The organism is Streptomyces sp. NPDC056738, assembly GCF_042790435.1.
Taxonomy (GTDB): Bacteria; Actinomycetota; Actinomycetes; order Streptomycetales; family Streptomycetaceae; genus Streptomyces.
Genome location: NZ_JBHTZF010000005.1, coordinates 199,029 through 225,122, shown reverse-complemented (window position 1 = coordinate 225,122; position 26,094 = coordinate 199,029). Strand labels below are relative to the sequence as shown.

Here is a 26,094-nt window from a genome sequence, read left to right as displayed (position 1 = left end):
CGCCGGGCGGTCGGCAGCGATGAGCGGGTGCCAGCCTGTCCGACCCGGCCGCGCCGCGGCAGCCTTGTCTTGGGCACCCGCCCATCCCCAATCTGGAGGGGTCTTCCTCGCGCCGGGCCCCGTCGCCGGGGAGCCGGACCCGTCGCCGGGGAGTCCGACCCCGTCACTGGGGAGTCCGGGCCCGCCACCGGCGAGGCCGGGGAACCGTCAGCGGTCGTCGCCGCCGTGGCCGCCCCGGTGCCGGCCGCGGCCACGCCCGCCGTCGTCACCGGCGTGATCGTCCCCGCCGTGGTCCTCCCCCGCACTCGGGTGGTCGTCACCGCCGACGTGGACACCGTGGTCGTCCCCCGGCGCGTCGTCCAGTCCGCCGGTACCGCGGCCCCGGTCGTCTCCGGCGCCGGCCGCGCCGTGGTCGTCCGTTCCCGGGGCCACCCCGTGGTCGTCACCGGGAGCGTCGTCCCGTCCGCCCCTTCCCCGGCCCCGGTCGTCTCCGGCGGTGGCCGCGCCGTGGTCGTCGGTTCCCGAGCGCACGCCGTGGTCGTCACCCCGGCGGTCGTCGTCGCCGCGCCGGTCCAGGGTGACGGCGCCCGTGCGTACGTCGACGCGTACCTCGCGACGGACCTGGTCGGCGCCGACGATGTGCACCTCCCAGTAGCCCGGGTGGTCGGCGTCGAGTTCGACCGCGGTGACGGTACCCGGGTACGCCTTCCGCGCGGCGGCGGCCGCCTGAGCCGCCGTCAGGGACGTCGCCGCCGGGGACGGTGCGGGTGCCGGCGACGCGGTGGCGGACGGCCGGTCCTCGGGACCGCCGCCGTGCCGGTCGGTGTCCGCCGTCGCGAGCGCCGAGTACCCGCCGCCGATGAGTACGGCGGTCACGAGGACGGTGGCGATGGAGGTGGTGCGCTTCATGTCGAGCCTCCCCGGCCGGACGTCCGCCCGGCCCGTGTCGTATCCGTGTCCTGACTGTTCGGTGACGCCAAGGTGCCCGGGGAAAGCTGAAGGGGACCTGAAGCCACCTGAAGATCCCTTCAGGTTCCGTTTGGGAGACTCGGCACATGCGCCTGTTGATCGTGGAGGACGAGAAGCGGCTCGCGCTCTCGTTGGCGAAGGGCCTGCGGGCCGAGGGCTTCGCCGTGGACGTCGTCCACGACGGGAACGAGGGCCTGCACCTGGCCGCCGAGGGCGTCCACGACCTGGTGCTGCTCGACATCATGCTGCCGGGCCTCAACGGCTACCGCGTCTGCGCCGCCCTGCGCGCGGCAGGCCACAACATGCCGATCCTGATGCTCACGGCCAAGGACGGCGAGTACGACGAGGCGGAGGGCCTGGACACGGGTGCCGACGACTACCTCACGAAACCGTTCTCGTACGTCGTGCTGGTGGCGCGGGTCAAGGCGCTGCTGCGCCGCAGCGGTTCGGCCGGGGCGTCGCCGGTCCTGCGCGTGGGACGGCTCGTCGTCGACACGTCGACGCGCCGGGTGTGCCGGGACGATACGGAAGTGACACTGACCGCGAAGGAGTTCGCCGTGCTGGAACAGCTCGCGACACGGGCCGGACAGGTGGTCGGCAAGCCCGAGATCCTGGAGCACGTCTGGGACTTCGCCTACGACGGCGACCCGAACATCGTCGAGGTGTACATCAGCACGCTGCGCCGCAAACTCGGCCCCGACACGATCCAGACCGTACGCGGCGCCGGCTACCGGATGGTGGCCTCGTGAAGGGGCGGCCGCTCGGCTCCGTGAAGGCCACGATGGTTCTGTGGGCCACCGCCGTGGTGACGGTCGCGCTGATGGCCGCGGGGGTCGCGGTGCTGATGTCCCTGCGCGTGAACCTCACCGAGCAGGCGCAGAGCGAGGCCAACGACACCGCCCGCAGGATCGCCCTCGGCGTCGCCACCTGGCGCGGGGGCGACGCCCGGCTGACGCTGCCGGAGGGCGCGCGGGACGGAATCCCCGTACAGGTGACGGACGAGGACGGCCGGCTGCTGGCCGTCGGCGACGGGCTGGAGAGCATCAGCGGCACCGGTGTGACCACCGTCCGCGTGCCGCGCTCCGCCCCCTCCCCCGCCACGTCTCCCCCCTCTCCTTCCCCCTCCCCATCCTCTGCGTCCTCCCTCTCGCCGTCCGCGACCACGACGCCCGCCCCGGATCCCGCCGCACAGCTCGTCATCGGATCCGGCGACGACCACGGCCGCGGGCGGGACCAGAACCGCGGCTCCGACGACGCGTCGGACGACAGCACATCCGCTTCGGACGACAGCACGTCCGGCGGCCACGGTTCGGACGACCGCGGCAGGGACGATCACGGTACGGACGACCACGGCACCGACGGCAGCCCGTCGCCCGAGGCGAACGACCCCGCCATCGGGACCATCGGCGACACCGTCCAGGAAGGCTCCGGGCGCGCGGTGGTCGACGGCCACAGTGCCCCGTACCGCTTCGCGACCATCAAGGCCACGGACCTCGGCGGCCGGACGGTGCTGGTCCACGCGGGGGCCTCGCTCGCGGCCCGCGAGAGCGCCGTCCGCAGCGCCGCGGCGGCGATGCTGGCCGGGCTGCCGCTGATCCTGCTCGTCGTCGGAGGGGTGACCTGGCTGGTGACGCGGCGCGCGCTCGCCCCCGTGGAGGGCATCCGGCGCGAGATGGCGGCGATCACCGCCTCCGAGGACCTGTCCCGGCGCGTCCCGGAACCCGCCTCGCACGACGAGGTGGCCCGGCTGGCCCGTACCACCAACGAGACGCTCACCGCGCTGGAGGCCGCCGTCGACCGGCAGCGCCGCTTCGTCGCCGACGCCTCCCACGAACTGCGCAGCCCCATCGCCTCGCTGCGCACCCAGTTGGAGGTCGGCTCCGCCCATCCGCAGTTGCTGGACGTGCCCGGCGCGGTCAAGGACACCGAGCGGTTGCAGCACCTCGCCGCCGACCTGCTGCTGCTCGCCCGGCTCGACGCCGGGGAGCGGCCGGGTCAGGGGCTCGTCGACCTCGGCGAGCTGGTCCGCGAGGAGGCGGAACACCGTCCGGCCGGCCGCACGCCGGTGTCCTGCCACACCGACGGTCACCTGCAGGTGACGGGCTCCCGTGGGCAGTTGGGGCGCGTCATCGGCAATCTGCTGGACAACGCGCAGCGGCACGCGCGCGACGAGGTCGTCGTGCGGGTGGCGAGGCAGAAGGACCGGATCGTCCTCACCGTCGCGGACGACGGCGACGGAGTGCCGGCGGGCGAACGTGAGCGCATCTTCGAGCGGTTCGTACGGCTGGACGACGCGCGGGCCCGCGACGACGGCGGCGCCGGGCTCGGCCTGGCCATCGCCCGCGACGTGGCCCGCCGCCACGGTGGCACGCTCACCGCGGGAGAGGCGCCGTCCGGCGGCGCGCTCTTCGAACTGTGCCTGCCCGTGGCGCCCGTACTCCCTCACGCGTCGCGTTCCTGAGGCGCCGGAGCGCCGGGAAACATGTCCGGAACGCCGGAACACCGCACCTCACCGTGTTGTCGGCAACAGACCTCGCGTGAAACAAGTCACGGCTGCGCGCTGTGCCGAACAGCGGGCCGCACCATGTAAGTTCCTGCGTCCAAGGGGCGTGGACTCCCCCTGAATCACCCATTCGTGCCTGCACATCTGCGCCCCCTGAGGGAGACATCACCATGCCCGCAGAAGAATCGGCCCATCACCCGCCCCAGGTCGTCGGAGTGGTGGCCGAGTCCACTCCCGGGGAGACCCGTGTCGCGGCGACGCCCGCCACCGTGCGCCAGTTGGTGGGGCTGGGCTACGAGGTCGTCGTCGAGTCGGACGCCGGTACGGCGTCGGGTTTCACGGACGACGCGTACGGTGACGCCGGAGCGCGGATCGGCGACGCCTGGCAGGCGGACGTCGTCCTCAAGGTCAACGCTCCGTCGACGGGCGAGATCGCGCGCCTGTCCGACGGTTCGACGCTGATCGGTCTGATCGGTCCGGCCCAGCGCGCGGACCTCCTCGCGGAGCTCGCGGACCGGCCCATCACCGTGCTGGCCCTGGACGCGGTACCGCGGATCTCGCGGGCGCAGTCCATGGACGTGCTCAGCTCCATGGCCAACATCGCCGGGTACCGGGCCGTGATCGAGGCGGCGCACGTGTTCGGGCGCTTCTTCACCGGTCAGGTGACGGCCGCGGGCAAGGTCCCGCCGGCGAAGGTCCTGGTGGCCGGGGCCGGTGTGGCCGGCCTGGCCGCCATCGGTGCCGCCTCCAGTCTCGGCGCGATCGTCCGGGCGACCGACCCGCGGCCGGAAGTGGCCGACCAGGTGCGGTCGTTGGGCGGCGAATACCTCGCGGTGGACGTCGCGCAGGAGGAGAGCACCGACGGGTACGCCAAGGCGACCTCCGCCGACTACGACCGAGCCGCCGCCGCCCTGTACCACGGGCAGGCCGAGGACGTGGACATCGTCATCACGACCGCGCTGATCCCGGGCCGCCCGGCCCCCCGCCTGCTCACGGCGGAGGACGTCGCGGCGATGAAGCCCGGCAGCGTCGTCGTCGACATGGCCGCCGCGCAGGGCGGCAACGTCGCGGGGACCGTGGCCGGCCGCACCGTGGTCACGGACAACGACGTCACCATCATCGGTTACACCGATCTCGCGTCGCGGTTGCCCACCCAGGCCTCCCAGCTCTTCGGCACCAACCTGGTGAACCTGATCAAGCTGCTGACGCCCGGCAAGGACGGCCGGCTGGTCATCGACTTCGACGACGTGGTCCAGCGCGCCGTGACCGTCGTACGCGAGGGTGAGATCACCTGGCCCCCGCCGCCCGTGGCCGTGTCGGCCCAGACCGCGCCCCAGCCCGCTCCCGCGCCGGCGGCCGCCCCGGCGAAGGAGCCTCGGCTCACCCCGGCGGCCCGGTTCGCCCTGATCGGCGCGGGCATGCTGGCGATGTTCGCCCTGGTCGCCTTCGCCCCCGCGCAACTCGCGGCGAACTTCACGGTCTTCGCGCTGGCGGTGGTGATCGGCTACTACGTGATCGGAAAGGTGCACCACGCGCTGCACACACCGCTGATGTCGGTCACCAACGCGATCTCCGGGATCGTGGTGATCGGGGCGCTGCTGCAGATCGGGCACGAGAGCGCGGTCGTCACCACCCTCTCGTTCATCGCGATCCTGCTGACGAGTGTGAACATCTTCGGCGGCTTCGCCGTCACCCGCCGCATGCTGTCCATGTTCTCGAAGGGCTGAGCCGCCATGACGTCCATCACAGCCTCCCATGCGGCGGACCTGGTCGCCGCCCTGCTGTTCATCCTCAGCCTGGCCGGACTGTCCCAGCACCGCACCTCCCGTGCCGGTGTCGTGTACGGCATCGCCGGCATGGCCCTCGCCCTGGTCGCCACCGTCGTGCTGGCGGCACAGAGCATCACCGCGGGCGCGGTCACCCTGATCGTCGTCGCGATGGTGCTCGGCGCCGCGATCGGCATCTGGCGGGCGCGGCAGGTCGAGATGACCCAGATGCCCGAACTCATCGCCGTGCTGCACAGCTTCGTCGGCCTCGCCGCGGTGCTGGTCGGCTGGAACAGCTACCTGGAGGTCGAGGCGCACGGAGCCGCGCAGCGGCACGTCACGTCCGACCTGCTGGGGATCCACCACGCCGAGGTGTTCATCGGCATCTTCATCGGCGCGGTCACCTTCACCGGCTCGATCGTCGCGTTCCTCAAGCTGTCGGCGCGCATGAAGTCCCGTCCGCTGGTCCTGCCGGGCAAGAACGCGCTCAACGTCGCGGCGCTGGTGGCGTTCGTGGCCCTGACGGTCTGGTTCACCGTCACCCCTTCCCTCGGCCTGATGATCGCCGTGACGGTCCTCGCGCTGGTCCTGGGCTGGCACCTGGTCGCGTCGATCGGCGGCGGCGACATGCCGGTCGTCGTCTCCATGCTGAACAGCTACTCGGGCTGGGCCGCCGCGGCCGCGGGGTTCCTGCTCGACAACAACCTGCTGATCGTCACGGGCGCGCTGGTCGGTTCCTCGGGTGCCTACCTGTCGTACATCATGTGCAAGGCGATGAACCGTTCCTTCATCTCGGTCATCGCGGGCGGGTTCGGTATCGAGGCTCCCTCCGGCGGGGACGAGGAGCAGGGCGAGCACCGCGAGGTCCACGCCCAGGAGGTGGCCGACCTTCTGGTCCAGGCCCGGTCCGTCGTCATCACCCCCGGCTACGGCATGGCGGTGGCGCAGGCGCAGCACCCGGTCGCCGAGCTGACGCGTCAACTGCGGGAGCGGGGCGTCGAGGTGCGCTTCGGTGTCCATCCCGTGGCGGGCCGTCTGCCCGGGCACATGAACGTGCTGCTGGCCGAGGCCAAGGTGCCGTACGACATCGTGCTGGAGATGGACGAGATCAACGACGACCTCTCCGACACCTCGGTCGTCCTGGTCATCGGTGCCAACGACACCGTCAACCCGGCCGCGGAGGAGGATCCGGCGAGCCCGATCGCGGGCATGCCGGTGCTGCGGGTGTGGGAGGCGGAGCAGGTGGTCGTCTTCAAGCGCTCGATGGCCTCGGGTTACGCGGGTGTGCAGAACCCGCTGTTCTTCCGTGAGAACAGCGGCATGCTGTTCGGCGACGCCAAGCAGAGCGTCGAGGACATCCTGCGCGCGCTTCCCTCCGACCCCCGGTCCCAGGCGTCGAACGAGGCCGCCCTCGCCCGCTGAGCCCGGCACCCGGGCACACGGCCTCCGCTTCCGGTACAGCCGCACCGTCGTCCGTCCCCCTTTCCGGGGAAGGCCCGTCGTCCGCCCCGCGCGCTCGTGTGCGCGGGGCGGCGGCGGGCCGTGCGCTTTCCCGGCCGGGTGGGACCGCCCGGGCGCGGCGGCGTGGGTTCGTGTGCGAGGAGAGCCGGAGCCGACCGGTCAGTCGATGCGTGTTCCCGCGCCGCTGACGTGGACGCGGGGGTCGCCCTGGCGCAGGGTCACCGTGAGTTCGCCGGGGCGGCCCAGGTCCTCGCCCTGATGCAGGGTGAGGACGGCTTCCTCGGGGGCCAGACCGAGCTCACGGAGGTAGGCGCCGAACGCGGCGGCCGCGGCGCCGGTCGCCGGGTCCTCGACGACGCCGCCGACGGGGAAGGGGTCACGGACGTGGAAGACCGTGGCCGACTCCCGCCAGACGAGCTGGACCGTGGTCAGGTCCAGGCGGTGCATCAGGGCTTCGAGGCGCGCGAAGTCGTACGAGAGGTCCGCGAGGCGAGCGCGCGTCGCGGCCGCGAGGACGAGGTGGCGGGCACCCGCGAACGCGATGCGGGGCGGGAAGGCCGGGTCGAGATCGCCGGCGGGCCAGCCGAGCGCGGCGAGCGCCTCGTCCAGGTCGGTGTCGGCGATCCCCTCGACGTGCGGCTCGACGCTCGTGAGCGTCGCCCGGACCGTCCCGTTCTCCTGGGTCACCTCCACCGGTACGACACCGGCGCGCGTCGCGAACACCAGCTCACCGGGCCCGATCCGCTCGGCCAGCGCGACGGCGGTGGCCACGGTGGCGTGCCCGCAGAACGGCACCTCCGCCTTCGGGCTGAAGTAGCGGATGGTGTACGACCGTCCCTCCGGGCCACCGAGGTCCTCCGGGGGTGCGGTCAGGAACGCGGACTCCGAGTATCCGAGGTCGGCCGCGATGGCCAGCATCTCGCTGTCGTCCAGGGCGGAGGCGTCCAGGACGACGCCCGCTGGATTCCCGCCGTCGGGGGTGCCGGAGAAGGCGGTGTAGCGCAGGACCTCGGCATGCGGCGCGTTGATCGTCATGATCGTGGAACGTGGGGCGTCAAGTGGCTATTCCGTCCGCCCGGGTGCGGCGGGAAGCGGCGCCCGGTCGAGTTCCAGCACGCCCACCGTCTGGTCGCCGCTGGTCTCTCCGGTCGGCGTGAATCCCAACGTCCGGTAGAACTCCCCGGGTCCGTCCGCTCCTGGATGCCACGTGGTGGTCAGGCGCGTGCCTCCGCGGCGCCGGATCTCGTCGGCCACCGACCGCACGGCGAAGCGCCCGTAGCCCCGGCCCTGCCGGCCGGCGGCGATGTTGAGGCGCCAGAGCCCGGAGCGGAGGTCGGTGCCGTCGCCGGTCCAGTCGATGTCGAAGAAGGCCATGAGGAATCCGACGGCCTCGTCGCCGTCGCGGATGAGCCGGGGCCAGGCGATGCCGGGGTGCACGTACGCCTCGGCGAGCGACTTCACCACGGGCGCCACCGCGTGTTCCTGGTCGGGCCGGACCCTCAGCGCGATGGCGGCCTCGAAGTTGTCGGGGGTGATCTCTTGCAGGTGCGGCGAAACGGGCATGACCGAACTCTATGCAGGCGGGGCCGGTCGCGGCCCCGGGATTTCGCTCCGAGCGCGGGGCGAGGCAGCCGGCGGTGAGGGGCCCCGCAGGCCGAGACGTCGGCCTCGCGTGACCACTGCCGGGGCGAGACGGCTCCATGATCATGGCTGAGATACGCTGCGGCTACTTCATGAGTTCAAGCCCGGGGGGGCCTTCCACATGATCACGTCTTCGCGCGCGCTTCTGGGCAGCGCGCTGGTTCCCGTGTTCGCGCTGACGGTGACGGTGCCGTGCGCGCACGCCGTCCCGTCCACCACCACGGCCGCCGCCACCGCCACGGCGAGCGGCACCGCCGCGACGGCCGCCGCGACCGCCGTGGGCATCGGCCCCTGGGCCACGCCGAAGCAGCTTCCCGGCGTCACCCGGGTGATCGACCTCCAGTCCTCGCGCGGCGGCACCCTGGCGGGTCTCTTCGAACAGGGCGGCAAGACCGTGCTGTCGGTCAGGCCCGCGGGCAGTTCGACCTGGCGGTCCGCCGAGCCCGCCCCCGGCGCGACGCTCCATCGCACGGACGACGGCGCGCTCGTCCTCGTGTGGTGGGAGAAGGCCGCGGACGCGACGACCGGCACCCTGCGCTTGTCCCGGCTGGCACCCGACGCGACCGCCTTCGGGCCCGCCGAGGTCGTCGCGGCCGGCACCTCGGCCACGGACGGCTACTTCCGGGGAACCGCCGTCACCACGGTCGCGGCGGGACCCACGGGCCGCCAGGCCGTCGCCTGGATGGACAAGGACCACCGGCTCACCGTGTCCGAGCGCCCCGGACCGACCGGCGCGTGGTCCGCGCCCACGGTCCTCGACCGGCTCCCGGAGCCGATCGTCCGGCCCGACAACGTCTACGACTACCACCTGCGGGACCTGCGCCTCGCCGTCGCCAAGGACGGCGCCCTCGGGCTGATCTGGGGCGGCGACAGCTACTACACGGGCGACGGCGTCGACCCGGACCCCACCGCCTACCAGTGGTACTACAAGTACCTGGAGAAGCCCGCCGGTTCGGCCTCCTGGACCGCGCCGCGGGATCTGCCGCAGCTCGGCGAGAAACCCCGGCTGGTCACGCTGGCGGCCCACCCGCAGGGCGGTTTCCAGTTGCTCTCCTTCAACAACTACGCCCGCAAGCCCGCGGGGGCGGCGAACTGGGGTCCGACCGAGAGCACCGGGATCTACGCGAACGACACCCGGCCCGCCGACCTGCTGACCGCGCCGAACGGCGATGTCACGGCGGTCGGTTCGGGCGCCAGAGGACCGGCCGTCGCCACGCGCCAGGCGACCGGGAGCGGCTGGAAGGCCCCGCAGGACCTGGCCGGTGACACCGAGGCCGACTCGCTCGGCAGCACCCGCACCGCGGACGGTTCGCTCGTGCTCACGTACACCCAGAAGCGCTTCCTCTCGGGGCACACGGTCCGCCGCGACTTCGTCGCCCAGACCGTCGCGGTCGGCAGTGTGGGCAAGCCGCGCACCCTCAACTCCCTGACGGACGGGACCACCAGCGCGGGCCGCGTGGCGACCGACGACAAGGGGCGCCCGGTCGCCGTCTGGACGCAGTCCGCGGCCGACGGCTCCGCGCCCACCGCGTTCACCGCGACGACGGGCACCCGAGCCCTGCCCAAGTGGCACGACTACGCCGACGACACCCGCTCGGACATCCTGGGCACCGGCCTCTCCGGCACGATGAACCTGCTCACGCAGGACGGCGCCAATCCGCTCCGTACGTTCCAGGCGCGCCCCTGGGCGGCCGAGACCCGGATCGTGCCGTTCGGCGACTTCGACGGGAACCGCTGCAACGACCTCGTGGTCCGGCTGCCCGGCGGCGAGGCGCGGCTCTACACCCCGGTCTGCGGCGGCCTGCCCACACCCGACTCCGCCTACCGGCGCCTGTCGCGGGACTGGAGCGCGTACGACGTCCTGCTCTCCAGCGGCGACCAGACCGGCGACGGCCGCCCCGACCTGCTGGCCCGGAACAAGGCCTCCGGTGATCTGTACCTGTACGCCCACAACGGGAGCGACGGATTCCTGCCCCGGGTGAGGATCCGCACCGCCTGGACGGGTTACAAGCGTGTCATCGGCGCGGGCGACCTCAACGGCGACGGCCTCGGGGACGTCCTCGCCCTGGACGGTACGGGGAAGCTCTGGCGCTACGACGGCACCCGCACCGGCAAACTCAAGGACCGCGTGCAGGTGTTCAAGGACTGGGGCCGCACCTACAAGGACGTCATCGGCGCCGGCGACATCAACGGCGACGGCAGGAACGACCTGATCTCCCGGGACACCTCCAACACCCTCTGGCTCAACGCGGGAACGGGCACGGGCTCCTTCAAGAGCCGTGTCCAGGCGGGGGATTCGACGTACTGGAAGTCCTGGGCCTCACTCGGCTGAGGAGGCCGGCCTTCGGCGCCGCGTGTACAGGGCCAGGGCGGCGGCGAGCAGGGCGATGACGACGGCGGCGCCGACGTAGAAGCCGGGGGTGGCCCAGGCCGGGCCCGGCCACACGGACACGACGACGTCCGCCGCGTCGTCGGTCGGCGTGGTGTCCCGGCTGGGGCGCGCGGAGTCGCCGTCCGAGACCGTGACGCGGCCGCGCCGGTCGACGGTGTCGGTGCCGGTGTCGATGCGGAGGGTGAACGGGAAGGTCGTCGTGGCTCCCACAGCCTCGACGCGAGCCGTGCACACGTACCGTCGGGCGCTGGGCTGCTTCACGAACGCCTCGGCCAGAGGCGTGTCGTCGGCGGCAACTGCCCGGCAGTCCTGGTCGATCGCTTCCTCGTCGCCGGCGAAGCTGTACGGCGACTCCACGACCGTGGTGCCCTCCGGCACGGTGAAGACGACCCTCACCGTGGTCGGCAGCGAGCCGGGGCCGTCGTTGCGCACGCCGATCCGCACGGTGGCCAGACTGCCGACGGGGCCGCGGGCCGTGTCGGCGATCGCCGCGAGCTCGCTCCGGTTGCGCACCGGCACGTGGAGCACCTGTGGCCCGTCGCCGGCCTTGTCCGGCACGGCGGGGTCGGTCACGGTCGCCGGCACGAGCCGCAGGCGTGTCCCGTCGTCCGGCCGGTGCCACGATGCGACCGGTGGAACGTACTCGGTTCCGACGGCGGCGGCACTCACGTCGACGGTCGGATAGCCGGCGTCACGCGCCGCCCGAAGGTGTTCGGGGACGGCCAGGCTGTACGACCGGCCGGGCGGAATGACGACGTCGTCGGCGGCGAGCCGGCACCACACCGAAGTGCTGCCCCGGTAATAGCAGTTGGTGTGCCGACTGCCGATGGTGACTCCGTCATGCGCTTCCATGCTCAACGCCACTCCGCGGGCGGGCACGTCACCGACATTGCGTACGGTCAGACGGACCGCGAGGCTCTCACCGGGTTGCACAGGGCCCTGACGGAGACGGGTCGCGACCCGGAGTTCCGGTCGGCCGACCACGATGCGGGTCTTACCGGTGAGGGGCCTCATGCCGGGAGCGGTGACGCGGTAGCGCAGGACGCCGGAGTCACCCGCTTTCGCCCCCTTCGCGGGACTCAGATGGAAGGCCTGGATGCCTCCTGGACCTGCCCCCACCTGCGTGTCGCAGTGATAGACGGGCAGATGGACAACGCAGTCGTCGAGTGCGCGCCGGACGGTGACGACGTCCTTCAGATCGGCGGCGTCGAAGGTGACCCGCAGTTCGACCGTCTTCCCGTCGAGAGCCCTTTCCTGGACTCGCAGGTCGTGAGCGGTCCGGTGCGGATCCCGGGAGACGTAGACGACCGGGGGAGCGACCAGCTCCACGTCGTCTCCCCCGTTCGAGGAGCACCCCGAGAGGACGGACGTCACGCCGGTCAGCGCGAGCAGGAGGACGACGACGGCCCTCCACGAACGGACGAACAGGCCCATCTACCGCCTCACCTCCCCTCGGGCTCGACGCGCACGTGACGGTCACGGAGCCGGGCGAAGGCTGTCGGGGTCGGGCGAAGGGGAAGGAACTCCTTGATCTGCTCGGCGCATTCACGCGGGCTCGACGTGCCGGTGTCGCACTCCAGGTCGTAGTCGCCGTGACGGTGTACGAGGTCGTACTGATACGCGGCCAGACCCGACGGGCGGTCTCCGCGCGCCCTCTCCCGGCGCTCGAGTTCCTCCAACGGACAGTGGACACCCACGAACAGCACGTTCTCCGCGGGAAGGACCGACAGACAGTCGAGCAACCGCCACCGCTCGCTGAGCACATGGTCCACGACGACGTCGTTGCCGACCTCGGCCATCGCGGCGATCGAGCGGTGGAAGCCCATCCTCGTCCGCCGCAGCGCGGTCTCGAGCTCCGCCTCACCGAGGGTCCGCTTGGTGCGCATCGCGTTGAAGCTGTCCACCGCCAGATGGAAGAACACACCGTCGTCCAGCACGTCGAGCAGCTCGCGGGCGACACTCGACTTTCCCGAACTCGACGTGCCGTTGAGGAAGATGATGCGGCCGGCTGTCATTCCGTCATGATCACACGGCCGCCGTGACGACCGTGAACACCCCGGAGGCCACGGCATCAACGGCCTCGGCCGGGACCTCCTACAGTGGTCTGTTGTGAGCCGCGACCGGGCGGCCCGGGTGGCCCGTACGGAGGAGAGCGATCACTTGACGCCGGACCAGGGAGCACCGAGATGACCCGGCCCGACGGACGGCTCGAACGGGGCAACCGAACCCGGCAGTTGGTGCTCGGCCGAACGGTCGACATCGCCTCGGTCGAGGGCTTGGAGGCGCTGTCGGCGGGACGGCTCGCGACCGAGCTGGGGCTCAGCAAGAGCGGGGTGTTCGCACTCTTCGGGTCCAAGGAGGAGCTGCAACTCGCCACCGTGCGCGAAGCCGGACGGATCTTCGCCGAGCGGGTGATCCGCCCCTCGGAACAGGTCCCCGCCGGCGTCGGACGGGTGTGGCGGCTCTGCGAGGCGTGGCTCGACTACTCGCGCGGACGGGTCTTCCCGGGCGGCTGCTTCTTCTACGGGGTCATCGCCGAGTTCGACGCCCGATCGGGTCCGGTGCACGACGCGGTGGTGTCGGCCCATCGGGCGTGGACGGCTCTGATGGAGCGCACGATCGAGGAGGCCCGCACGGGCGGCGAACTGCGCCCGGACACCGATGTCCCCCAACTCGCCTTCGAGTTCGTGGCGTTGATGGAGGCGGCCAACGCCGTGTCGGTGCTGCACGACGAGGAGACCGCCTATCACCGGGCTCGGACGGGCATCGCGAACCGCTTGCGGAACGCTTCGGCGGAAGGGGTGTCCGTCCCCCGAGGGGGCTGATGCCGAGGCAGTCCCTGGCCACGGCCAGTCCCTGACCACGGCCAGTCCCTGGCCACGGCCCGAGAGATCCCTCTGGCTGGAAAAATAATTGCACGACCGGTCGCACAGTTTTACGGTCGGTTCATGACTGTCAGCGGAGCGGACATCGTCGAGCTCGACCGGATCGCCGTGCAGGAGGCGCTGCGGGTGGTGGACCTGGCGGAGCCCGCGGACTGGGACCGGGACACCCCCTGCGCGGGCTGGGATCTTCGCCGGCTCGTGGCACACATGACCGCACAGCACCTCGGATTCGCGGCGGCGGCACGCGGAGCGGGTCTGGAGGCGGCCCACTGGCGGGAGCCGCAGGACATGGACGAGCCGGCCCGGGTCCACCGGGCGGCCGCGACGGCCGTCCTCGCGGCCTTCGCCGAACCCGGCACGACGGAGCGGGAGTTCGCGCTCCCGGAGCTGGGCGGCAGCTTTCCCGGACGGCAGGCCGTCCGCTTCCACCTCGTCGACTACGTGGTCCACGCCTGGGACGTCGCCGCGGCGCTGGGAGTGGGTGTGAAGCTCCCCGACGACGTGCTCGCGGCGGCACTGGCCACAGCCCGGCGCGTACCGACGGATCCGGCGGTCCGCGGCCCCGGCAACGCCTTCGCCCCGGCGCTGGACGTGCCCGACGGGTCGGACCCGCTCGACGCGACGCTGCGGCTGCTGGGCCGGGAGCCGCAGCGGTGGCCCGTGGCGACCTGAACACCTCGCGGCACGGAGCCGACGCGTGAGGAGGCGCTCCGCACCGGTCCCGTTTGACCTTGACACGATGGCAAGGCCTTCACTGCGTGTCCAGGAGGTGGTCTCGATGACGATCACGGAGCGGGACGCGGACACGGACACGGATGCCTTTGTACTTGCGGGCGCGGATACGCGGGTACCTGGCGGGGCTGATGCGGATGCCTGTGTGCCTGCCGGCACGAATGCGGGTGCTCATGTACCTGCCGGTACGGCTGGGGATGCGGATGCGGGTACGGCACGCATGCTCCGGGGGCTGGAGCACGGCGACTCGTCCGTGCGGCTGCGGGCCGCGCTGGCGGTCGGTTCGGCGCCCGACCCCGCCTTCGTCCCCCGCCTCGTCCGGCGCTGCGCGGTCGAGCCCGAGTTCTTCGTCCGCGACATGCTGACCTGGGCGCTCACCCGCCACCCGGTGTCCATGACGCTTCCCGCGCTGCTCACCGAGGCCGGTTCGGACCGCGCGCAGGCACGGAGCCAGGCACTGCACACGCTGTCCAAGATCGGTGACGCGCGAGGGTGGCAGGCGATCACACCGGCCTTGCTGTCCGACGCCGACGACGAGGTGGCGCGCAGTGCCTGGCGCGCCGCGGTCGTTCTCGTACCGGCGGGCGAAGAGGCCGGGCTGGCCGCGGAGTTGGCGACCCAGCTCGGGCGCGGCAGACGGGACACGCAGCTCAGTCTCAGCCAGGCCCTGGTCGCGCTCGGAGACGCGATCGTGCCGGTGCTGCTCGCCGCGACGACGGCGCCCGGCGAGCGCGTACGGACGCACGCGCTGGCCACCCAGCGGCTGCTGCGCGATCCGGACGCCGGATTCGAGTCGGCGATCGAGGAGGCCAAGCGCGTCACGGTCCTCGACGGGCCGGGACAGGAGGGACGATAGGGCGTGTTGATCGGTGAGGTGGCGCGACGGTCCGGTGTCAGTGCCCGCATGCTGCGGCATTACGAGTCGCTCGGTCTGGTCCGTCCTTCGGGGCGTACCGGCTCCGGCTACCGGGAGTACTCCGGGGACGACATCCGGCGGATCTTCCACATCGAGAGCCTGCGTTCACTGGGGCTGTCGCTGCGTGAGATCGGGCGCGCGCTGGACGATCCCGGATTCGCGCCGTCCTCGCTCGTCGAGGGTCTCATCGCTCAGACCCGCGAACGCATCGCGGCGGAGACCGAGTTGCTCACGCGGCTGCGCAGGATTCATGCCGCGGAGCCGGCCGGCTGGGAGGACGTCCTCCAAGTCATTGCGCTGCTCCAGGCGTTGGCCTCGAAGAGCGCCGACGCGCGGCAGCGCGCCGCGCTGTCCTCGGCCGGTGAGGTCCCGGTGCCCGTGGAGGCCCTGGTGGAAGCGGTGCTGAGCGAGACGGAGCCGAACGTCGCCGGGGCCCTTCGCTGGGCCCTGGCGCGCTCCGGCGACCGCGGCCCGGCGCTGCTCGCGGAGGGTCTGGCCTCCGAGTCGGCCGCGGTGAGGGAACGTGCCGTCCAGTCGCTCGCCGAGATGCCGGACGCCGAGGCCACCACGTATCTGCGAGGTGCTCTCGCGCACCCCGACTCCGTGGTCCGCGGGCACGCGGCTCTGGCACTCGGGGCGCGCGGCGTGGCCGACGCGGTCCCGACGCTCCTCGACATGATCGTGGAGGGACGCAACGACACCGATGCCGCGGACGCGCTGAGCGTGCTGGCGAGCGACCCCGTCACGGCGGACCGGCTCGCGGACGGGCTCCTCGGCCGTCTCGCCCACCCGGCCACGGAGGCACCCGCGCGCGGGCGGCTGACGCAGGCCCTGGCGGGCATCCCGGGGACGAGGACGTCGGACGCGCTCGTGGACCTGTCCAAGGACCCGGACCGAGCCGTCGCCCTGACCGCGGCCTATCTCCTCCATCTGCGTGACACGCACTGAACTCCTCCACCTGCTACTCCTCCACCTGTGCGACGCGCGCCGACACTCGTCCCCCGGCAAGACGCTCCGTCCGCCAGAATCAGCGCATGCTGACCGTCGGTTCCGTCGTCCTGGGTGTGTCGGATGTGCCGCGCGCGGCCGCGTTCTGGACGGAGGCTCTCGGATACGTCCCGCGCGACGCGCCGGAGGACGACTGGGTGGTTCTGATGCCTGCGGACGGGGCCGGGGTACGGCTGTCTCTCGGCCTCAGCGAGACGCCCGTACAGGAGCGTCCGCGGATCCACCTCGATCTGTACGCCGGGGACGCCGCCGACCAGGCCGCGGAGGTCGAGCGGCTGGTGTCCCTGGGCGCGCGGCGCGTCGCATGGGACCGGTATCCCGACGACGCCGATTTCGTCGTTCTCGCCGATCCCGACGGCAACCGCTTCTGCGTCATCGACACGGGCCACCACTGACCGCCGCTCCCGCGCGGGAGGGCTACAGCCCGACCGTGCGGCGGACCGTCTCCAGGCCGACCAGTTCGATGCGGGGGGTGTCGTCGACGTCCCGGGTGAGGAGGACCTTGTTCTCGACGAGCAGGCCGCTGGTCACCACGTAGCTGCCGTCGGGCAGGACGCCGAGCGGCAGGGTGCGCGGGCCGAGGTGGAGATTCAGGTCGCGTCCTTCGCGTGTGAGGCGGTAGCCGCCCTCGTAGTAGCCCAGGTACGGTGCGGTGGCTCCCGGGTCGGTCGGCGCGGTCCGGCGGCCGAGGGCGCGCAGGTCTTCGAGGGCGGCGACGTACGCGGCATGGGCCTTGGCCGGGACGCCCTTGTTGAGGCCGAACCGTTCGCTGAGCAGCAGGTTGAGGACGTAGAGGTAGAAGTACGGTCCGGTCGGGGTCGGGTTCATCCCGTTGAGCACGACCAGTCCGAGGTCGTGCTCGGGCAGGAAGCCGATGTACGAGGTGAAGCCGTCGATCCCGCCGTTGTGCCAGATCAGCGAGGTGCCGTCGCGGAAACGGTTCTGGATCCAGCCCATCCCGTAGCCGGACTCGGTGACGTCCGGGTCGAACTCGGGTGACACGGGGACCGGGATGTGGGGCTCCCAGCACTCGGCGAGATTCCTGGCCGACACCACACGCCGGCCGTCGACGGAGACACCGCGCCGCAGTTGCATGCGGACGTACGCGGCCATGTCGTCGAGCGAGGCGAGCGTGCCGCCGGCGGGGGCGTAGCTGCCGACCGGCCCGTAGGCGAGCGGCCTGTTGGCGCCGGTGAGGTCGGGGACGTACCCGCGCATGAAGTCGGTGACCAGTCCCCGGGGGTCGTCCGCGATCCGGGCGCCGGTCATACCGGTCGGCCCGTACACGCGCTCCCGCATCTCGTCGGCGAACGTGCCGGTCAGGGCGTCGCCGGTCACGCCGGAGGCGAGCAGCGGGAGGTAACCGCCCACGCAGTACACCGTGTTGTTGTAGTGGTAGCTGGTGCCGGGTGGCGCCACCACGGGGAGGGTGACCAGGGATCGGAGCAGCTCGGGGGCCGTGGGGTCGCCCTCGTGGAGGCCGGACAGGGCGGGCGGTTCGTCGATGCCGGTGGCCATGCCGAACAGGTCGCGGACCCTCAGGGAGCGCGTGAGCCGGTCGGTCGGGGCTCTGAAGCCCGGCCAGGCGTCGACGGCCCGCTGGTCCCAGGCCAGTTGCCGCCGGTCGACGTAGGTCGCGGCGAGCAGCGAGGTCATCGACTTGGTCGTCGAGGCGACGAGGAAGCGGGTCGACGGGGTGACCGGGGCGCGGCTCTCGATGTCGCGGACGCCGAGCGGCAGGGTCAGCAGTACGCGGTCCCTGCTGACCACGGCGACGGCCGCGCCGGCCAGGCCCATGGCGGTGAACTCGTCCCGTACCCGGGCGGCGAACCCCTGCCATGCGCCCGCCGCGGCCGCCGCCGGTCCGGCTGCGCGTGCCGGGGACGGCCGGACGCCCAGCCCGGCGGCCAGGCCCGCGGCCACCGCTCCCCGGATCGCGGTCCTGCGCGTCGTACCGGTCGACGAGACCGCACTCGCGGCGTCGGACTCCATGGGCGTTCTCCTCAGGGCAACGGGGGGGGAGATGAATGACTGTCGATCGAGGCGGTGATGGGGCGGCGCTCTTCCCGGCGGACCGGTGTGGGGAGGCCGGTCCCGGCACCGCCGGTGCGGCACGGCCCATCCCGGCAGACCGGTGGGGGACGCCGGTCCCGGCCAGGGTGGTGCGGCGGGGCCTGACGGCTCGGCCCCGCCGCTGTCCTCGCTCTGTCAGCGGCCGTCGATGACGACGTACTGACCCTGCGCGTCGTAGTCGATACGGCAGTCCAGGTTGCCCTCGGAGGCGCAGTTCGGCAGGACCCTGCCGTCCTCGACGGTCGCCGTGATGCGGACCTGCCCGGCCCCGCCCTCCGACTGGTACACGGCCGTGGAGGGGCCGTCGATCGGGACGATGGCGGCGTAGTTCGGGTAGAGGGCGCGGGGGTACTCCCCGCTGCCCTCGTGCGAGGCGAGCTGTACGCCGTTGAACGGCAGACGGGTGCCCGTCTTGATGCGGACCGTCGCCTGGCTCACGCCCGGCGCTCCGACCCCCGTCGGCTGGGTGCCGTTCCCGTTGCCGGAGCCGACGACGTTGTCGTGGCCGACGTTGAAGATGTCGCCGTCCGCGCGCTGGTACACGTTGTTGATGACGATCAGGGGACCGTCGCCCTTGTCGGCCGCGGCGGCGGTCGCGGCGGTGACGGGAAGGGCGACGAGGGCGGAGGCGAGCAGTGCGGCGGCCCTGGCGACTGTGCGGTTCAAGGATCGTTCCTTCGCATGTGTTCCGTTGGCTTCGAACACGACCGTAGGAACCGCGCAACCGCTCGTGCCGCACCGTAGCTCACCCGGGTGGTGTCGCTGCGCCGATCGCCACACCCCGGACCGCCCGACCCCCTCGCCACCGATCAAGGCAGCACGGAGATACCGGGCCGGCGCCGCCTTCGCCCCGCGACCGGTACCACGCCGTGAGGGTCGGTGGTTCACGAAGCCCCGTCCGAGCCGACGGAACGGGCAGCCGCATCGGCGCCGGCCAACTGATGCCACCAGTGACCGCACCCACCGGAACAGAAGCGCCGGCGACGTCGCTCGTCCGCGATGGCGAGCACCGCGACCAACAGACGGAAGGCTTTTCGGCGTTCGTCGACCGGGGTGAGACCTGCGACCTTCCCCAGTTGCTCGTCGATCCGTCCCCGGGTGATCAGCACGGCAGGGGTGTACGTCGGGCGCAGCCCGGAACGCCGGACGGCCTCAGGTCCGTCTTCCTCGACGGCGCGAGCCTGGCCACAGTGGTGGCACAGGAAGCGCAGCACCTCGCTCTGCTCCTCCGAGCCGAGACCGTCGAACCACTCGACACCTTGCGCCATCGGGCGCAGCCCTTGGGCGAGTTCGTTGAGTATGACGTCGCGTTCGCTCACAACGGGCTCCGGTCGAGAAGGCGGCGCTACGTCGCTGCCGATCAGTGTTTGCGCGCCGCACCGCCGGATCGCCACGCCAACGACGACGCCGTCCCGCCCAGTGGCCTGCGGCCAGCGGTGGACTGCGGACTGCAGACTGCGGATTGCGGATTGCGGATTGCGCTCGATCCTGGCGGCCTCGGGCTGATCACGCCAGTTGATTGTCGCGCCATGCCCGCCTGAGGGCTTCGAGTTCGAGGGAGGGAAAGTGTTCGCCCCATTTCCCTCGGTATCCGCTGACGCCGTATTCTCGCTTCACCTCGTCGAAGCAGCGAATCACCGCCCGGGCAACGGCTTCGAGGGATTGCAGGCTCGACCAGATCTCAGTACCCGCGTTGTCATGCTTGCCGCCGTCCGGCAGCTCCAGCACGCGGATCCAGACGTCCTGTCCTTCGCGGAAGAAGATCCAGCGGTAGGCGGTCGGCTCCGCCTCGAACTGCGCACGGGTCTCCCCCTCGCCGGCGAACATGCGGGTCACGGCCGTCAACAGGTCTTCCGGTGCCGTCGTGATGTAGGAGACGGTGGTTTCGACCTCGCCGCGCGCATCGGCCACCGTGCACGCGGCCCAGCCATGTCCCGTCAAAGTCCAGACGAGCCTCAGGTCACCCATGCCGCTCATCGCCCCGCTCTCGCAGCGCGGACATCGATCCGTTCGGTGGGCCGTCGTCGAGATGACGCGCGAGCGGACGAACCGGGCGCCGGGTCACCGTGAACCAGCCCGGCCGTACTTCGGTCAGCAAGGGACTCAGCGACTCCACCGCCGCTCGCAGGTCGTGCTCGGTCGACGTCACAGGCGCGGGCAGGCTCTGCCCGTACAGGCGCAGTCGCCAGAGGTCGAAGATCTCCGTGCCGTCGGCGGCGAAGTCGACATCGACCTCGGTGCCGTCCTGGGCCGTGAACCGACACCCTGCCCCGTGCACCGCGTACTGGTAGCCGCCCGCTTCGCCGCGCCGGGCGATCTGGCGCGACCGGACCAGCCCGAGGATGTCCGCGAGTCGTACGAGCGAGGGCATCGCCGCCCGGACGGCCTCCCCTACGACGCCGAGAGCGTCGACGTAGCCGACCACCAGTGCGCGTGACGGGTTCACTCGCGACCGCCCGCGGTCATCAGCCCGGAGCCACACATCGCGTCACCCATCGCACCGACATCAGGGATGCGATTGTTCCACGACGACCGGGGACTCCGTGTCGGGCCACCGCTTCCGCATGCGTCAAGTGCCGTCGCGTCACAGGTCCGTCCCAGCGGGTGACGGTCGCGGGCAGGGGTCGTGGGGCCCGTCGGCGGGGTGGGCGCCGGGGTGTGTCCGGGGAGGTGGGCTTCGGGTTCGGGTGGGCGTGTAACAGGGATGTACTGCACGGCGATTGGGCGGAACGGCTGCCGGGCCGGGGCGCTCTTGGTGCTCGGAAACGCTCGCCGCCGGCGGGCAGCCGGTACCACCGACCCGGACCGAGGAAGAATCGATGCGCGTTCACAAGCTCACCTTCACCGCCCTGGCCGTCGCCGCAGGCCTCTCGCTCACGGCCTGCCAGAACGGGGACGACGGTACGGGGAAGAGCGCACCGTCCGCCGGATCCCACGCGTCGGCCCAGGCCGGCGGTTCGAGTTCGAACGGTTCGGACCAGGGAAGCGGTTCGGACTCGGGCGGCTCGGATCAGACCGGCGGGACGGGCACCGGAAAGGGCTCGACCGGAAAGGGCTCGACCGCCGGGACCGGCACCGACGCGAGCGGCAAGGCCGAGAGGTGCCACACCGACGAGCTGGAGGTCACCGCGAAGGACGACACCATCGACGGCGACCCCTCCGGCAACGTCGCGGTGGAATTCAAGAACGGCGGCGGTCACGACTGCTCGATCTCCGGCTACGCGGGCGTCGACCTGAAGACGAACTCGGGGACGGTGTCCGCGAAGCGCACCGGTGCGTCGGCCGGCCGGAGCATCCTCAAGAACGGACAGTCGATCGCCTTCGCCGTCACCTACCCGCTCAACAAGACGGGCGGCTCCGGCGTCCGCATCACGGGCCTGCTGGTGACCCCGCCGAACGAGACCAAGACGGTCACCCTCGCCTGGCCAGGCGCCGCCACCCTGCCCGTCACGGACGGCTCCGGCGAGCCGGTGAGGGTCGGCCCGATCGGCAGCGCCGGCCAGGGCGGCTGAGCCGTACCCCGGGGCGTCACCTAGGGATTCGCCCCGATACCCGCGAAGCGGTCGCTTCCCTACCATCGTGGGTGGGGCTGAACGTCCGGTCAGCCGATCCATTACGCACCGAACCCACCGTGCGCCACGGAGGCCCGATGAAGGCGATCGCCCAGGACCGGTACGGCTCCCCCGACGTCCTGGAACTCAGAGAGGTCGACACCCCGGCCGTCGCCGATCACGACGTCCTGGTCCGCGTCCACGCGGCCTCGGTCAACGCCCGGGACTGGCACCTCATGCGGGGTGATCCGTACCTGGCACGCCTGGCGCTCGGGGTGAGCCGCCCGAGGACGAGGATCCGGGGTACGGACTTCGCGGGCCGGGTCGAAGCGGTGGGCAAGTCCGTACGGCGGTTCCGTCCCGGCGACGAGGTGTTCGGCGAGGTGGACGGCGCGTTCGCCGAGTACGTCAGTGCCCGGGACGACCTGCTGGAGCCGAAACCGGCCGCGCTGTCGTTCGAGCAGGCGGCCGCCCTCCCGCTCGCGGGGAACACCGCGCTGATGGGCCTGCGCGACCTCGGTCGGATCGGGCCGGGGCAGGAGGTGCTGATCAACGGCGCCTCGGGCGGGGTGGGGACCTTCGCGGTGCAGATCGCCAAGGCGTTCGGCGCGGAAGTGACCGGCGTATGCAGCACGAGGAACACGGACCTGGTCCGGTCGCTGGGCGCGGATCACCTCATCGACTACACCCAGGAGGACTTCACAAGGAACGGACGGCGGTACGACGTCGTGTTCGACCTGGTGGGGAACCACTCGTTGGCCGGGTTCCGCCGTGCGCTGAAACCCCAGGGGACACTCGTCCTGTCCGGCGGGGGCGTCTTCGAAGGCGGGAGTGTCGTCGGACCGATGGGGCTCCTCATCAAGGGCCAGGTGATGTCCCGCTTCGCCCGCCACCGCCTGCTCGTCCTCACGGCGGCGCCGAGCAAGGAGAACCTGGCAACCCTGAGAGAACTCGCCGACTCCGGGAAACTCACCCCTGCCGTCGACCGCACCTACCCGCTGAGCGAAGCGCCCGAGGCCATCCGGTACCTCGAAAAGGAGCACGCACGCTCGAAGGTCGTCATCACCGTCTGACCGGGCGTTGGAGTCCTGTCGCGCGCTGATCTTCCAGGCGGCGGCCATGCGCAGCCGCGGACGGCGGGGCGTGCCCGCGGCACCGCTCGGGCGGGACGGACGATCACGATGCCCGTCACCTCAAGGAACACACTCGTCACCCTATGTGAGATCCGGCGGAGACCCCCATCATGGCCCGGAGGGTGCTCCGCATGGTCAGACCCGTCCCATGGTGCGACGCTGGAGGGAGCAGGTATCCGTGGGGCCACCGGGAGGACCGATGGGACGCGACGTTCCGGCACTGGTCTTCACCCGCGAGGACCGGCGCCAGTACCGGATCAAGATGCAGGAATGTCTCGACGCCTTCGCACAGATGCTCCGGGAAGCCCGGTTCGACGTGGAGCGGCCCCGGGTGGGCCTGGAGATCGAGCTGAACCTGACGGACACCGAGGCCGAGCCGACGATGCGGAACGCCGACGTGCTCGACGCCATCGCGGACCCCGCCTGGGACACGGAGCTGGGCCGGTTCAACCTGGAGATCAACATTCCGCCCAGGCGGCTGATCGCGGGTGGCCCCGACGCCTGGGAGGAGGAGATCCGCGCCGCCCTGAACCACGCGGACGAACGCGCCAGGACGATCGGCGTCCATCTGATCATGATCGGCATCCTGCCCACCCTGCGGGAGTCGGACGTCGGACCGGAGGCGCTGTCGGAGAACGCCCGCTACCGGCTGATCAACGAGCAGGTCTTCGCGGCGCGCGGCGAGGATCTGCTCATCGAGGTGGACGGGGTCGACCGGCTGCGGACGTACGCGGAGACCATCACGCCGGAGGCCGCCTGCACGAGTACGCAGTTCCATCTCCAGGTGTCTCCCGAGCAGTTCGCCGACTACTGGAACGCGGCGCAGGCGATCGCCGGGGTCCAGGTCGCGCTGGCGGCCAACTCGCCCTTCCTGTTCGGCAAGGAGCTGGCGCACGAGACCCGTATCCCGCTCTTCGAGCAGGCGACGGACACCCGGCCGCAGGAGATCAAGGCACAGGGCGTACGGCCCCGGGTCTGGTTCGGTGAGCGGTGGATCAACAGCGTCTTCGATCTCTTCGAGGAGAACGTGCGCTACTTCCCGGCGCTGCTGCCCCTGTGCGAGGAGCAGGATCCGACCCAGACGCTGGAGCGCGGGGACACGCCGGAGCTGGCCGAACTCACCCTGCACAACGGCACGATCTACCGGTGGAACCGTCCGGTCTACGCCGTCTCCCAGGGCAGGCCGCACCTCAGGGTGGAGAACCGCGTGCTGCCCGCGGGCCCGACGGTCGCCGACACCCTCGCCAACGGCGCCTTCTACTACGGCCTGACCCGCGCGCTGGTGGAGGAGGACCGGCCGGTGTGGTCGCGGATGTCCTTCTCCGCCGCCGAGGACAACCTGCACACCGCGGCGCGGCACGGGATCGACGCCCGCCTGTACTGGCCCGGAGTGGGTGAGGTGCCGGCGCCCGAACTCGTCCTGCGGCGGCTGCTGCCGCTCGCCCACAAGGGCCTGGAGCAGTCGGGCATGGACGAGGCGTGGCGGGAGCCGCTGCTCGGCATCATCGAGCAGCGGTGTGTCACCGCGCGGAACGGGGCGGTCTGGCAGAAGGAGATGCTGCACCGCTTCGAGGCGGCGGACCACTGCGGCCGTCACGAGGCCCTGCGGCGCATGACACGGCAGTACATCGACTACATGCACCTGAACGCGCCGGTGCACACATGGCCGGTGGACTGACCCGAACTCCCCGGTCCCACAGGGCCGTCGGACTGACGCACGCCTCTCGGCCCGTGCGCATCAGCCCTTCGCCATCTCCGTCATGGTCTCGCGCACGATCCGCACCGCGTGTTCCGTGTCGGCCCGTGTCACGTCCAGGTGGAACACGAACCGCAGTTGGCCCGGGTACCCCGCGCACAGCAGACCCCGACGGGCCAGTCGGTCGCGTACCTCGTCCGTCTCGACGCCAGGGGCGGAAGCCGCGAAGACCATGTTCGTCCCGCTGGGCTCCATGGTGAGGCCCGCCACGTCCTTCAGCCCCTCGGCGAACAGCGCGGCGTGCGCGTGGTCGTCGGCGAGCCGCGTCACATGGTGGTCGAGCGCGTGGAGCGCCGCGGCCGCCAGGACACCGGCCTGCCGCATCCCGCCGCCCAGGACCTTGCGCCAGCGCCGGGCCTCGGCCACGAACTCCCGCGATCCGAGGAGCGCGGAGCCCACCGGTGCGCCCAGGCCCTTGCTGAAGCAGACCGACACGCTGTCGAAGTGGCCGGCGATCAGCCGTGCCTGCTCGTACGGATCGCCGCCGCCGGCCACAGCGGCGTTGAACAGCCGCGCCCCGTCGAGATGGGTGGCGAGTCCGTGCTCGCGGGCCAGGTGCGTCGTGGTCTTCAGGTAGTCCGTCGACACGGCCCGCCCGCCGATGGTGTTCTCCAGGCAGAGCAGGCGCGTCCGGGCGAAGTGCGCGTCGTCCGGCTTCACGGCCGCCGCGATGTCCAGCGGGTCCAGCGTCCCGTCCGCCCGGTGCGGCAGCGGCTGGGGCTGAATGCCTCCGAGTACGGCGGCGCCACCGCCCTCCCACCGGTACATGTGGGACATCTGGCCGGCGATGTACTCGTCCCCGCGGCCACAGTGGGTCAGCAGGGAGCACAGGTTGCTCTGCGTGCCCGAGGAGACGAACAGCGCGGACTCAAATCCGAGCAGCCCGGCGATCCGCTCCTGCAACGCGTTGACCGTGGGATCGTCACCGAAGACGTCGTCTCCGACCTCGGCCTCGGCCATCGCGCGGCGCATCGCCTCGGTGGGCCGGGTGACGGTGTCGCTGCGCAGGTCGATGAGGTGACCGGGCTCGTCATGGGCGGCCTCGGGCGCGTTCACGGCGCGGGAGGCATCGACGGCGTCGGCGGCACGGGCGGCATCAGTGGTGGGCACACGCATACTCTGCCACGCCAGGAGCCGCCTCGAGTGTCTGGGGGACGAGGCCCCGGAGGTCCGGCCGCAGCACCCTCCGGGAGGGGCGGATGTCCGGCCCTCCGCACCTCCCGTCAAGGCTGAGACCGGCGGGCCATCACGCGGCTCCCCCGGCCAGGCCGCTCTCCCACCCACGCCGCTCCCCCGATCACGCCACTC

Annotated in this window: 24 protein-coding genes; 13 read left to right on the top strand and 11 right to left on the bottom strand. The window is 71.8% G+C overall.

Going from position 1 to position 26,094, the window contains the following annotated elements; all coding sequences use genetic code 11:
* Nucleotides 1-207: 207 nt before the first annotated feature.
* Nucleotides 208-909, bottom strand: a complete 702-nt coding sequence (locus tag ACFRIC_RS15070) for a PepSY domain-containing protein (RefSeq protein WP_382784817.1) — start codon at nt 907-909, stop codon at nt 208-210.
* A gap of 146 nt (nt 910-1,055) precedes the next feature.
* Between ACFRIC_RS15070 and ACFRIC_RS15065 the strand changes: the two genes are divergently transcribed.
* The 4 genes from ACFRIC_RS15065 to pntB all read left to right on the top strand — a co-directional run bounded on the left by ACFRIC_RS15065 (nt 1,056) and on the right by pntB (nt 6,660).
* Nucleotides 1,056-1,718: a response regulator transcription factor gene (locus tag ACFRIC_RS15065; protein ID WP_382784815.1), complete on the top strand. Its 663-nt coding sequence runs from the start codon at nt 1,056-1,058 to the stop codon at nt 1,716-1,718.
* A 32-nt stretch (nt 1,719-1,750) separates the two neighbouring features.
* Nucleotides 1,751-3,430, top strand: coding sequence for a sensor histidine kinase (locus ACFRIC_RS15060; protein ID WP_382785911.1), 1,680 nt, complete (start codon nt 1,751-1,753; stop codon nt 3,428-3,430).
* A 212-nt stretch (nt 3,431-3,642) separates the two neighbouring features.
* Complete coding sequence (locus ACFRIC_RS15055) at nt 3,643-5,199, top strand: Re/Si-specific NAD(P)(+) transhydrogenase subunit alpha (RefSeq protein ID WP_382784813.1); 1,557 nt, start codon at nt 3,643-3,645, stop codon at nt 5,197-5,199.
* 6 nt (nt 5,200-5,205) lie between these two features.
* On the top strand, nt 5,206-6,660 hold the full coding sequence (gene pntB / locus ACFRIC_RS15050; RefSeq protein ID WP_382784811.1) for a Re/Si-specific NAD(P)(+) transhydrogenase subunit beta: 1,455 nt from the start codon (nt 5,206-5,208) through the stop codon (nt 6,658-6,660).
* A 198-nt stretch (nt 6,661-6,858) separates the two neighbouring features.
* On the opposite strand, the gene ACFRIC_RS15045 is transcribed toward pntB, so the two are convergent.
* Together ACFRIC_RS15045 and ACFRIC_RS15040 are read right to left on the bottom strand one after the other, a co-directional pair.
* Nucleotides 6,859-7,734: a PhzF family phenazine biosynthesis protein gene (locus ACFRIC_RS15045; protein ID WP_382784809.1), complete on the bottom strand. Its 876-nt coding sequence runs from the start codon at nt 7,732-7,734 to the stop codon at nt 6,859-6,861.
* A gap of 27 nt (nt 7,735-7,761) precedes the next feature.
* Complete coding sequence (locus ACFRIC_RS15040; RefSeq protein WP_382784806.1) at nt 7,762-8,262, bottom strand: GNAT family N-acetyltransferase; 501 nt, start codon at nt 8,260-8,262, stop codon at nt 7,762-7,764.
* A 199-nt stretch (nt 8,263-8,461) separates the two neighbouring features.
* Between ACFRIC_RS15040 and ACFRIC_RS15035 the strand changes: the two genes are divergently transcribed.
* The gene (locus ACFRIC_RS15035; protein ID WP_382784803.1) at nt 8,462-10,672 is read left to right on the top strand and encodes an FG-GAP repeat domain-containing protein; all 2,211 of its coding nucleotides are present in this window, start codon (nt 8,462-8,464) and stop codon (nt 10,670-10,672) included.
* Here the strand turns inward: ACFRIC_RS15035 and ACFRIC_RS15030 are convergent.
* Complete coding sequence (locus ACFRIC_RS15030; protein WP_382784800.1) at nt 10,661-12,166, bottom strand: hypothetical protein; 1,506 nt, start codon at nt 12,164-12,166, stop codon at nt 10,661-10,663. The two genes, ACFRIC_RS15035 and ACFRIC_RS15030, sit on opposite strands and share 12 nt — an antisense overlap.
* Before the next feature lie 8 nt (nt 12,167-12,174).
* A complete protein-coding gene (locus ACFRIC_RS15025; protein WP_382784797.1) occupies nt 12,175-12,747 on the bottom strand; it encodes a chloramphenicol phosphotransferase CPT family protein in 573 nt (190 codons plus the stop codon).
* Nucleotides 12,748-12,918: 171 nt separating this feature from the next.
* Here ACFRIC_RS15025 and ACFRIC_RS15020 point away from each other — a divergent pair, with 171 nt between their 5' ends.
* The 5 genes from ACFRIC_RS15020 (at nt 12,919) to ACFRIC_RS15000 (ending at nt 16,668) form a co-directional block, all read left to right on the top strand.
* A complete protein-coding gene (locus ACFRIC_RS15020) occupies nt 12,919-13,557 on the top strand; it encodes a TetR/AcrR family transcriptional regulator (RefSeq protein WP_382784795.1) in 639 nt (212 codons plus the stop codon).
* Between the two features lie 123 nt (nt 13,558-13,680).
* A complete protein-coding gene (locus ACFRIC_RS15015) occupies nt 13,681-14,289 on the top strand; it encodes a TIGR03086 family metal-binding protein (protein WP_382784793.1) in 609 nt (202 codons plus the stop codon).
* A gap of 280 nt (nt 14,290-14,569) precedes the next feature.
* On the top strand, nt 14,570-15,205 hold the full coding sequence (locus ACFRIC_RS15010) for a HEAT repeat domain-containing protein (protein WP_382784790.1): 636 nt from the start codon (nt 14,570-14,572) through the stop codon (nt 15,203-15,205).
* Between the two features lie 3 nt (nt 15,206-15,208).
* On the top strand, nt 15,209-16,213 hold the full coding sequence (locus tag ACFRIC_RS15005) for a HEAT repeat domain-containing protein (protein WP_382784788.1): 1,005 nt from the start codon (nt 15,209-15,211) through the stop codon (nt 16,211-16,213).
* A gap of 86 nt (nt 16,214-16,299) precedes the next feature.
* Complete coding sequence (locus ACFRIC_RS15000) at nt 16,300-16,668, top strand: VOC family protein (RefSeq protein ID WP_382784785.1); 369 nt, start codon at nt 16,300-16,302, stop codon at nt 16,666-16,668.
* Between the two features lie 22 nt (nt 16,669-16,690).
* On the opposite strand, the gene ACFRIC_RS14995 is transcribed toward ACFRIC_RS15000, so the two are convergent.
* From ACFRIC_RS14995 to ACFRIC_RS14975, 5 genes are all read right to left on the bottom strand, one after another.
* Complete coding sequence (locus ACFRIC_RS14995) at nt 16,691-18,265, bottom strand: serine hydrolase domain-containing protein (protein WP_382784782.1); 1,575 nt, start codon at nt 18,263-18,265, stop codon at nt 16,691-16,693.
* Nucleotides 18,266-18,481: 216 nt separating this feature from the next.
* Complete coding sequence (locus ACFRIC_RS14990; RefSeq protein WP_382784780.1) at nt 18,482-19,012, bottom strand: hypothetical protein; 531 nt, start codon at nt 19,010-19,012, stop codon at nt 18,482-18,484.
* Between the two features lie 218 nt (nt 19,013-19,230).
* Nucleotides 19,231-19,665 (bottom strand): DUF5958 family protein, encoded by a 435-nt coding sequence (locus tag ACFRIC_RS14985; RefSeq protein ID WP_382784777.1) that lies wholly within the window; start codon nt 19,663-19,665, stop codon nt 19,231-19,233.
* A 187-nt stretch (nt 19,666-19,852) separates the two neighbouring features.
* Nucleotides 19,853-20,323, bottom strand: a complete 471-nt coding sequence (locus ACFRIC_RS14980) for a hypothetical protein (RefSeq protein WP_382784774.1) — start codon at nt 20,321-20,323, stop codon at nt 19,853-19,855.
* Nucleotides 20,307-20,792: a DUF6896 domain-containing protein gene (locus tag ACFRIC_RS14975; protein WP_382784771.1), complete on the bottom strand. Its 486-nt coding sequence runs from the start codon at nt 20,790-20,792 to the stop codon at nt 20,307-20,309. Before ACFRIC_RS14975 ends, ACFRIC_RS14980 begins: the two co-directional genes overlap by 17 nt.
* A gap of 373 nt (nt 20,793-21,165) precedes the next feature.
* Between ACFRIC_RS14975 and ACFRIC_RS14970 the strand changes: the two genes are divergently transcribed.
* From ACFRIC_RS14970 to ACFRIC_RS14960, 3 genes are all read left to right on the top strand, one after another.
* Nucleotides 21,166-21,858 (top strand): DUF4232 domain-containing protein, encoded by a 693-nt coding sequence (locus ACFRIC_RS14970; protein WP_382784768.1) that lies wholly within the window; start codon nt 21,166-21,168, stop codon nt 21,856-21,858.
* Between the two features lie 137 nt (nt 21,859-21,995).
* Nucleotides 21,996-22,970: an NAD(P)-dependent alcohol dehydrogenase gene (locus ACFRIC_RS14965; RefSeq protein WP_382784766.1), complete on the top strand. Its 975-nt coding sequence runs from the start codon at nt 21,996-21,998 to the stop codon at nt 22,968-22,970.
* Nucleotides 22,971-23,229: 259 nt separating this feature from the next.
* Complete coding sequence (locus ACFRIC_RS14960; protein ID WP_382784763.1) at nt 23,230-24,708, top strand: glutamate--cysteine ligase; 1,479 nt, start codon at nt 23,230-23,232, stop codon at nt 24,706-24,708.
* Between the two features lie 60 nt (nt 24,709-24,768).
* On the opposite strand, the gene ltaE is transcribed toward ACFRIC_RS14960, so the two are convergent.
* A complete protein-coding gene (gene ltaE, locus ACFRIC_RS14955) occupies nt 24,769-25,896 on the bottom strand; it encodes a low-specificity L-threonine aldolase (protein WP_382784760.1) in 1,128 nt (375 codons plus the stop codon).
* Nucleotides 25,897-26,094: the final 198 nt, after the last annotated feature.